The sequence below is a fragment of the Clostridium sp. genome, assembly GCF_050717515.1.
GTDB lineage: Bacteria > Bacillota > Clostridia > Clostridiales > Clostridiaceae > Clostridium_AD.
The window spans coordinates 240792-251253 of sequence record NZ_JBOITL010000007.1; the positions used below are offsets into that span (position 1 = coordinate 240792).

Genomic DNA, 10462 nt, shown 5'->3' on the forward strand with positions numbered 1-10462 from the left:
GGTGCGACAAGAAGTCACTAATTAGTAGTGTTTCGTGAGAAACTGCGTTGGTTGCTATCACCGTAGAACAGCTATTCCACCATACTAGTGGGATAGTATTTAAGACAATAGACAAGATACCTATTACAGAAAATATAATGCTATTGAAGAAACAGTGAAAACATTGTTACTTACAATTTGATAAAAACAGGAGGAATTATTTTGAAACAATTGCTTAACTATTTAAAGAAATATTACAAAATGGTACTGCTAGGAATAGTGTGCATGATAGTGGAAGTCATTATGGATTTATCACTTCCACTATTAATGGAACAAATAATAGACGCAGGTATATCCCACAATGATACAAATTTAATCCTAAGATTAACAGTTATCATGATTACTGTAGCTATTGTAGGACTTATTACAGGAGGAGCAGGTCATATCTATGCAGTTATGACATCTCAAAGTGTGGCATCTGATATACGGTTAGATGTATTTAGAAAAATTCAATCATTTAGTTTTGGAAACTTGGATAAAACGGAGTCAGGTAAACTCATTACTGTACTTACAAGTGATGTTGCTAATATACAGCGTTTTTTTCTAATCATGCTTATATTAATGGTTAGAACACCTATATTGTTAGTTGGTATTATATCTATCATTTTACGTAAGAGTATGATGAGTGGTTTAATTCTGGTTGGAATAGTTATAATATTGCATATTATCATGTATGTATTAGTTAACAAATCTAAATTGCTCTTTGATAAAGTTCAAGAAAGTATTGATAAAATAAATGCCGTTATATTAGAAAATCTTAAGGGAATAAGAGTTGTTAAATCTTTTGTTAGAGGAGATTATGAAATAAAAAGGTTTAATCAAAAAAGTGCTAACCTAAGAAATAATATGGTGAGAGCCTCGAAAGTTAGTGAGATTATCATCCCTATTATGATGCTAGCTTTAAACATAAGTATAGTCATTATTTTATGGATTGGCGGAAAAGAAGTTCAGTCAGGTTTTCTATCTGTTGGAGAAATTTCAGCTATCATATATTATGTTTTACGACTTCTTGGAGTTTTTAAAATGTTAGGACGTATGCTTCTTCAGATAGCTAGATCATCAGCATCAATCAAGAGAGTTAATGATATCTTAAAAGTCAAGCCTCATATTGATGAGACACGAGATGGTGAGAAAACATTTAAGATGAAAGGAGCCCTTGAATTTAAGAATGTAGATTTTTCCTATGGAGGTGATAACAAGGATAAGGCATTAAAAAATATATCTTTTAAAATCAATGAAGGTGAAACATTGGCAATTCTAGGCTCAACAGCTTCTGGTAAATCAACTCTTGTAAATCTCATTCCTAGATTTTATGACGCAACAGGTGGTGAAGTTCTAATAGATGGTTACAATGTGAAAGATATAAAAGCCCAAGTTCTAAGAGAAAATATAGCCATATCTATGCAAGAATCTATAATTTTTTCAGGTGCAATTAAAGATAATATTGCATATGCCACTTCTAGTTACACGGCATCAGAAATACTAAAAATATCAGAATACGCAGGTGCAAGAGAATTCATAGATAGTATGAAGGATGGTCTAGATACTCATATAAGTCAGCGAGGCGTTAATTTATCTGGTGGACAAAAGCAAAGAATATCCATAGCGAGAGCTCTAATGGTTAACCCCAAGATTCTTATTCTAGATGATAGTACTAGTGCAATTGATCTTAGGACAGAGAGACTAATAAAAAAATCACTTCAAGAAAATTTTGATGATACAACCATCATTATCGTTGCTCAGAGAATTAGTTCTGCAATAAATGCGGATAGAATTATTGTATTAGATGAGGGACAAATAGTAGCAAATGGTAATCATAAACAGTTAATAGAGCACAGTCAAGTATACCAGGCTATATACAAATCACAATTAAGAGAGGAGGTAATGTAAAATGCCCGGGAATAAAGCAGGTTTGCATATATTAGGTAAAATAAAAAAACACATGAAAAAGCCTACAAGAATAGCTGATGGAAAAGGAAGTATTGCTAGATTGTGGGGATATATAAGTACGCAAAAGCGTCTTATACTAATGATATTAGTCATGGTCATTGTTTCAACTATTTTAGATTTGATTGGACCATATTTAATAGGCGTTGTGATAGATGATTATATATCACTACTAAGATTAGATGGTTTATTCAATATATTAGGAATTATGTTACTTATATATATAAGTAGTATTATCATCACATGGATTATCACTTGCCTTAATATAGATATCGCACAAAATACAGTGAAATCAATTAGAGATGAACTATTTAATAAAATTCAAACATTATCTATTAGATTTTTTGACATGCGATCAGATGGGGATTTGATTTCAAGATTTACAAATGATATCGATAATATATCTACTACCTTAAGTCAGACTATGACAGATTTAATATCTGGAGTTATGATGCTATTTGGTATGTTGATAATGATGCTTACACTATGTTGGCAGTTAGCTTTAGTTATTATACTTATGATGCCGCTTACTATTTTTTTGACTAATATCATAGGAAAATATTCTAGAGTCGCATTTAAGAAAAATCAATCAGTACTTGGAAATTTAAATACTACCATTGAAGAAATTATTAGCGCACAAAAAGTAGTAAAGGCTTATGGACAGGAAGAAAAATCAATTAATCAATTCTCAGCAGTTAATAATGCCTATAAAAAAGCAGCAATTAAAGCCAATATACTTGGGATTATTATGGGGCCAATCATGAACATGATGAATAATTTGATATATATAGTTATTGTTATGGCTGGAAGTTTATTGGTGACAAAAGGATATACAAGTACAGGAATTATCGTTGTATTTCTAAGTTATGCTAGGCAGATAGCTGGACCGATCAATCAACTTGCAGGATTATACAATAATATACAATCAGCAATTGCAGGTGCAGAAAGAGTATTTGAAATACTTGATGAAGTACCAGAGATACAGGACGTAGATAAGTCTATAGAAAAAAGTAATTTGGATGGAGATGTTGTCTTTAATAATGTTACATTTGGATATAATAAAGAAGTGAAAATTCTAAAAAATATAAATATATCAGTTAGAAAAGGAGAGTCAATAGCTCTAGTTGGACCTACTGGTGCAGGAAAGACTACCATTATTAATCTTCTTACAAGATTCTATGATATAGATGATGGTGATATATTAATTGATGGACAACCCATAAAGATGTATGAAAAAGCTAATCTACGACGTAATGTAGGTATAGTGCTTCAAGATATATATCTTTTTTCTGGTACAGTTATGGATAATATAAGATATGGAAGATTAACGGCAACAGATGAGGAAGTCATAGAAGCTGCTAAATTGGCAAATGCGCACCATTTTATCGAAAGACTGCCAGATGGATATAATACTTATCTTTCACAAGAAGGTAGTAATTTCAGTCAAGGACAAAGACAAATATTAGCTATTGCAAGAACCATATTAGCGGGTCCTGATATCTTAATATTAGATGAAGCCACAAGTAGTGTATATACAAGGACAGAGATACATATTCAAGAAGCATTAAAAAAGCTTATGCATAACAGAACTTGTTTTATAATAGCTCATCGATTAAGTACCATTAAAAATGCAGATAAGATATTAGTAATTAAAGATGGGAGGATAATTGAAAGCGGTAAGCACAATAAATTACTAAGCCAAAAGGGATTTTACTATAAGTTATATAATACTGATTAAACCACAAAAGTATCAATAAGTTATCACATAGATACTCTTCTTAGTATCCTAACTGCTAAATAGCAATTTATATAAATTAATTATACGACGTTAAACCCAAGCTCGCGTTTTATCCGCTCTTTTATAGATTAAAGTTAAATAAAAAAAGGACTGTAGTTAAATTTTTTAATAAAATCTAACTACAATCCTTTTTTTATATATTTATATACTTTTGTCTATTCCAGCACTCTTGGAGATTTTGTCCTCAAGAAAAAGAAATTGAAAGTATCTTATTAAAACATAAACAACAATTAAAACAGCTACTGCTTCCTGAAATTTAACTAAATACTTTAATATATATATCGGTTCTTTAATTTTAACAAGATACCCATTAAGTTGTTTCATAGCGACTGCGCTTATCACCATTGGAAAAGTGAAAGCAGAATAACTTGGGTAAAATTTAATTTTAAGTAGCTTTGGTAAATACGAAATCACCCCTAAGAACATTATAAAGGATAACCCGCCTAAAAATCCTACTATAAAATTGTTTTTCACTGGAAAACATGCTAAATATCCAGCTAAACATAAGCTTGCTGGAGCCGCAAATATTGTAATAGTTGGTAGCGCTGGCTCTTGAATTCCCTTAATAAAGAACGTCCTGTAAATCACAATAGGCAGCAGGCATAAATATGATATAAGACCAAACCAGAAAATTCCTTTTCCAAGACTAATAAGATTATAGGTAGGTGCAGTCATACTTGCTACCACAATACCAACATAAACTACAAAATAGCTTGGAAAAACTTTTTTCATATTAAAGTTAAAAATAAATTTTATTGTAAAATAAATTATTAGAAAACAATGCAGTAACAAACCAAAAACCCAAACTCCAAAGGATATTGAAGGAGCATAAGGCTTTATATATGTTGCCAAAAGCATTAAACCCATAGTAAAAGTAGGTATTACGCTAGCAACAACTGGGTTTTCAAAAGAGCCTACTACTGCTTTTGTATCAAAAAATATTTTAAATATAAGTAGCAATAATATTAATGCAGCTATAAGCCCAAAAATGTTCCTATATACACCACCATAAGATAATAATAGATTTCCAGTTGCAGCTAAAGCTAACATCAGACCTGCAATTGGTACTGGGATTTTTTTAATCAAACTTTTCATTTTTTACCACCTTACTCATCAATATTTACAAGGCCCAGTTCTCTAACTATAATTTGTGCAGTTTTTTCAGCTATTTCCCCAGTAAAGGAAATGCATTGTGCTTTGTGTTCTCCAGAGGCCATGTCCATTCCGTGAGTAAGGACTTTACAACATAACACCTTATGGTTATTTTTAAAGCTTTCTTGTAATTCATTAGCAAGCTTAAGGGTGTTTTGCACTTTAGAATCTCCACCAGTTGTTCTGCCAAAAAAATAACCCAGGCACATTACTCCACCTGATACAGCACCACAAACACACTTTGATTTCCCTATTCCAATAGGAAATCCTGAAGCCATTGCAATCATCTCATCCGGCATTGGAATTTCAAAATTGTTTTTTATTGAACTAACAATAGCTTCGGAACAAAAGAAATCACCTTTTCTGAATGATTCTTCTGCATCTCTTCTAATTTTTTTAATACTAACTTGATTTTTCATTTAATTGCCTCCTTTTAATAACATAATCCACATAAAACTATATATGCAACATTACAGCAAGTCCAATAGATAATCGTAATACATTAGCACTCATTTATTATAAATTCTTATAACTAATTACAGATTTACACTTGCAGAAAATATTTAGAATATATGAACAAGGAAGAAAAAGTAGAAAAGTTAATTGAGTATGTTAAGGTAGGAAGACTACAACACAAATATAAAATAAAAGATTCTATTGACAATAAACGAATGGTCGTTTATTATATAATTATTAGAGGTGATCCGATGAGAAGAAAAGATGATGGAAAAGAGAAAAGCATAAAAGAAGCAGTGATTAAGCTAATACTAGAGCAAGGTTTTCATGGTACTTCTATTTCAAAGATTGCTAAAGAGGCAGGGGTTTCCCCAGCTACTGTTTATACTTATTATGAGAACAAAGAAGTTATGCTACGAGATATATATCTTGAGTATTCTGAAAAAATCTTAGATTATTTACTTGGTAAGCTTTATAAGGAAATAGGCGGACATGAGCTTATTGAAATGCTCACTAGAGGTTATTATACCTATATCCAAGACAATGGAGAAATATTTCATTTTGTAGATCAATTTTCAAGTTGCCCGGCCCTTGCTAGTCAATGTTCAGGTCAAAAAAACATAAATGATTTAAATACACTGTTAGAAGAAATGAAAAATAAAAAGATAATTAAGAATCTCAGAAATGATAATTTGATAGCTATAATCTTTTATCCAATAAAATCTATTGCTATTAAAAAATGTATTGGAGAATCTGAACAGGATGAGCTCCTTGAAGAAATGATTACAATAATTCAAGATGCCCTGCTTGTATAATTATAAGAATTGCTTTATTAAAGCGAGAGATTTTTGTGAAAATGTTAACTACATTTATAAAGTCATTAATATTACAGCACCTTAGGTGATGATTTAATTGCAGAATATCTCGCTATTAATGAATAAATAGTTAAACGAACATTCACTTATTAATATTATTAAAGAAAGGATGATTGTAATGGTCAACTAACCCACGACTAAAGTCGTAGGCATGGAGGAGAAATTTTCTTATGTCTTAGGTGACTAGACTAAGCGAAAGCTACGTTGTTAAGGTTATGATACCTACGAATGTTTATCCTAGTTTGTAGCTCTATCGTATAGTATTAAAAGCTCCAAGGGTAAGAAGCGGTGTGCTATACCTAACAAGCCTTTACAACATTGTCTAAGGGTAATTAACTCTGAAAGGAGAACGAAGCATGAGTGTATTCGTAATTAATCAAAGAAGTGGACCATTAATGCCTTGCAGTCCTAGAAAAGCAAGATTATTGCTGAGGCAAGGTAAAGCTAAAATAGTTAAAAGAACCCCATTTACAATTCAACTATTACAAGCTACAGGAGAAACTAAACAAGAAATAATATTGGGTGTAGATGCAGGAAGTAAATGTATTGGATTATCAGCAGTAACACAAAAGAAAGAAATCTTTTCAGCAGAAATTGAGCTCAGAAATGATATCGTAAATTTATTATCTACCCGTAGGCAAAACAGAAGAACGAGGCGTAACAGATTAAGATACCGAAAGCCTAGGTTTCTAAATAGGGTAGGGAGTAAAAGTAAAGGATGGTTAGCTCCATCAATAGAAAATAAAATAGATACTCATTTAAAAATAGTAAACAGAATCCATAAATTGCTACCTATTAGCAAAATTATTGTTGAGGTAGCAAGCTTTGATATACAAAAAATTAAAAATCCAACTATAGAAAGCAAAGAATACCAAGAAGGAAATGGTCTAGGATTTTGGAATGTACGAGAATATGTTTTCTTTAGAGATGGTCATAAGTGTAGAGGCAGGAAGGGATGTAACAACAAAATACTTAATGTACATCATATAGAATCAAGGAAAGTAGGAGGCAGTAGTCAGGAAAATTTAATTACACTTTGTGAAGATTGTCATAATGACTATCACAAGGGGAAACTAAAACTTAACCTTAAACGTGGTAAATCATTTAGAGATGCAGCATTCATGGGTATAATGCGGTGGGCTTTTTATAATAAGATAAAAAAATTGTATTCTAATGTGAGTTTGACTTATGGTTATATCACCAAAAACACAAGAATAACCAATAATTTTCCTAAAGAACACAGAGTTGACGCACTATGCATTACAAGTAATCCTTTAGTAAAAAGACTACAAGATTACTACTATATCAAACAAGTTAGAAGACATAATAGGCAAATTCATAAGGCTAACATTCTAAAGGGTGGGATTAAGAAACTTAATCAAGCGCCCTATTTAGTAAAAGGGTTTAGATTGTTTGATAAGGTTCAATTTGAAGGTATGGAATGTTTTATATTTGGTAGACGAACTACAGGGTATTTTGATTTAAGAAGGTTAGATGGAACTAAAGTTCATAGGAGCGCGAGTTTTAAAAAACTAAATATTTTAGAAATACGCAAAAATTTATTATGGGAAAGGAGATAGGCTGTTTATTGGAGTGTCTATGCAATGTTGGGCATTCCTCTCATGACTGAAGTTATGAGTATCCAGCCTCAAACATTATGAATATAGATAAAAAAAATAAAGAAGGAATGGTAATACCTGTATCAGACATAGTTTTATTACCAGGAATGGCTTCTACTTTGAAATTAAATAATATTAGCGAAGAAGAACTTGAAAATCTAGCTAAGAAGGAGCAATTTAGTATTGCATTACCTTTAAAACAAAACTTTAATCAAGGTCAATTAAATCAAGAGGATTTTCATAAAGTTGGAGTATCCTTTCATGTAAATGAAATTGAAAAAACAGAAAAGGGATATCAAGTAAAAATCGACGTGTTAGATAGAGTAGAAATTAAAGAAATTAGTATAGAAAATGGCTTTACCCATGTAGAATTCCAACTTGCACCAGATGTTATTGATCTTACAGAAGATAGTCAAAATGAAATGCTTGAGTATGTGAAAAAGGTTACTCGTGATGTTAGTGAGAATTTTAAGGGCTCAGACCAATTCATGAAAATAGTAGAGGATCAAAAGGATTTAAATAAACTCATAGGTCATCTTACTCAATTTATGCCTCTGTCAAATGAAGAAAAGTATGAATTAATTAAAACTCAATCTTTAAAAGAAAGAAGCCTTATGTTTATGGATTACCTCTTAAAACAGAAAGAATCTCTAAAATTGCAATTTGAGATGGCAGAAAAATTCACGCAAAAGGCTAACAAAAATTATAGAGAGTCAGTACTAAGAGAACAATTAAAGGCTATCCAAAGTGAATTAAATGAAGGAAAAAGTGAAGGTTCTAAAAAAGATAAAGATTATAGAAGTAAGATTGACGATGCTCAAATGCCAGATGAAATAAAAACTGCGGCCTTAGAGGAACTTGAAAAGCTAGAAAGTCAAAGCGAAAATAGTTCTGAATATAATATTATACGTAATTATTTAGATTTACTCGTAAAGCTTCCTTGGAAAAAGGCTGACCCTAAAGCTATTAATCTAGGAGAAGCTAGACGTATCTTAGATGAGCAGCATTACGGACTTGAAAAAGTTAAAGATAGAATAATACAGCATTTAGCAGTTATGAAGCTTAAGAATGATAAAAGTGGTTCCATTTTATTACTAGTTGGACCTCCTGGTACTGGTAAGACAAGTTTAGGAAAAAGCATTGCTCAGGCTCTTGATAGGAAATATGTACGACTTAGTTTAGGTGGCATACGTGATGAAGCTGAAGTTCGTGGTCATAGAAGAACTTATATAGGTGCAATGCCAGGAAGAATTATTCAAAGTATAAAAAAGGCAGGAGAAATAAACCCCGTTATGGTTTTAGATGAAGTGGACAAACTAATGTCCGGTTACAACGGAGATCCAGCCAGTGCATTACTTGAGGTACTAGATCCAGAGCAAAACAATAGTTTTACTGATCATTATTTGGATTTACCTTATGATTTGTCCCAGGTATTCTTTGTAGCAACAGCTAACTCCCTAGACAATATTCCTAGACCACTACTAGATAGAATGGAGATAATACAAATATCTAGTTATACTATGAATGAAAAATTTCATATAGGTAAAAATCACTTAATCCCTTCAGTACTTGAAGAACATGGTTTAAATAGTGACGGGTTAGTTATTGAAGATGAGGCCCTTGAAAAAATAATTAGTGAGTATACTCTAGAAGCTGGAGTTCGCGGACTTAAAAAGCAAATAGCTACTTTAGCTCGAGTTACTTCAGAGAAGATTGTGTCAAACACTGTAGAATTACCATTTAAAGTTACAGTGGATGCACTAGATGATTTACTTGGAAGAAAAGTTTCAAGCCATGATAAGGCTCAAAAAGATAACCCACCAGGAGTTGTTACAGGCCTCGCTTGGACGGCTGTAGGTGGAGAAATACTTTTCATTGAAGCTACGGACATGCTAGGAACTGGACAAGTTACCTTAACTGGACAACTAGGAGATGTAATGAAAGAATCTGCAAAGATTTCTTTAAGTCTCCTTAAGTCAAGGTTACCAATTAATACTATAAACTTTAAGGAAAGAGATCTTCATATTCATGTTCCATCAGGCTCTACTCCTAAAGATGGTCCCTCAGCTGGAATTACACTATTCACTGCACTTGCATCCCTTGTTACAGGTATAAAGGTGGATTCAAAGCTTGCAATGACAGGAGAGATAACTTTAAGAGGAGCAGTACTTCCGATTGGAGGACTTAAAGAAAAATTAATAGGAGCTCAAAGAGCTGGAATAACAAAGATATTAATTCCAAAAGATAATTTAATTGACCTAAAGGATGTGCCTGAAGAAATTAAAAGTCAATTAACTATTAAGACAGTAGAAACTGTAGAGGATGTACTACTCGAGACTTTGGGAATATCATTACCTAGAGTAGAACATGTATTTAACCCTAATCTTTCTACGATGGGAACCTTTAACTCAAATCAAATGTAGTAATATATATAACAAGAAAGATTAAAGGAAGCCCAAAGTGAACTGACCCCTGTCAAGTAGACAGGCAAAATAATTAAAAAATCTAAGATGATGCGACCACATTGTTGGCCGCATTTCTTATGCAGATTGTTTTTGTTTCTTCTCTTCAAGTCT

The 10462-nt window shown here is 32.0% G+C and carries 7 protein-coding genes; 5 read left to right on the forward strand and 2 right to left on the reverse strand.

The features are described 5' to 3' along the window. The first annotated feature begins 201 nt into the window (after window positions 1–201). Together ACREV6_RS02550 and ACREV6_RS02555 are read left to right on the forward strand one after the other, a co-directional pair. Window positions 202–1929, forward strand: a complete 1728-nt coding sequence (locus ACREV6_RS02550; protein ID WP_431576469.1) for an ABC transporter ATP-binding protein — start codon at window positions 202–204, stop codon at window positions 1927–1929. 1 nt (window position 1930) lies between these two features. Beyond that, window positions 1931–3724, forward strand: a complete 1794-nt coding sequence (locus ACREV6_RS02555) for an ABC transporter ATP-binding protein (protein WP_431576470.1) — start codon at window positions 1931–1933, stop codon at window positions 3722–3724. A gap of 201 nt (window positions 3725–3925) precedes the next feature. On the opposite strand, the gene ACREV6_RS02560 is transcribed toward ACREV6_RS02555, so the two are convergent. Together ACREV6_RS02560 and ACREV6_RS02565 are read right to left on the reverse strand one after the other, a co-directional pair. Further along, window positions 3926–4879 (reverse strand): TDT family transporter, encoded by a 954-nt coding sequence (locus ACREV6_RS02560; protein ID WP_431576471.1) that lies wholly within the window; start codon window positions 4877–4879, stop codon window positions 3926–3928. 11 nt (window positions 4880–4890) lie between these two features. After that, entirely contained in the window at window positions 4891–5355 is a 465-nt protein-coding gene (locus ACREV6_RS02565; RefSeq protein WP_431576472.1) for a C-GCAxxG-C-C family (seleno)protein, read from the reverse strand. Window positions 5356–5643: 288 nt separating this feature from the next. On the opposite strand from ACREV6_RS02565, the gene ACREV6_RS02570 reads away from it, so the two are divergent. The 3 genes from ACREV6_RS02570 (at window position 5644) to lon (ending at window position 10309) form a co-directional block, all read left to right on the forward strand. After that, entirely contained in the window at window positions 5644–6207 is a 564-nt protein-coding gene (locus ACREV6_RS02570) for a TetR/AcrR family transcriptional regulator (RefSeq protein ID WP_431576479.1), read from the forward strand. A 416-nt stretch (window positions 6208–6623) separates the two neighbouring features. Beyond that, the gene (iscB, locus tag ACREV6_RS02575; protein WP_431576473.1) at window positions 6624–7847 is read left to right on the forward strand and encodes an RNA-guided endonuclease IscB; all 1224 of its coding nucleotides are present in this window, start codon (window positions 6624–6626) and stop codon (window positions 7845–7847) included. Window positions 7848–7924: 77 nt separating this feature from the next. Further along, on the forward strand, window positions 7925–10309 hold the full coding sequence (lon, locus tag ACREV6_RS02580; protein ID WP_431576474.1) for an endopeptidase La: 2385 nt from the start codon (window positions 7925–7927) through the stop codon (window positions 10307–10309). Window positions 10310–10462: the final 153 nt, after the last annotated feature.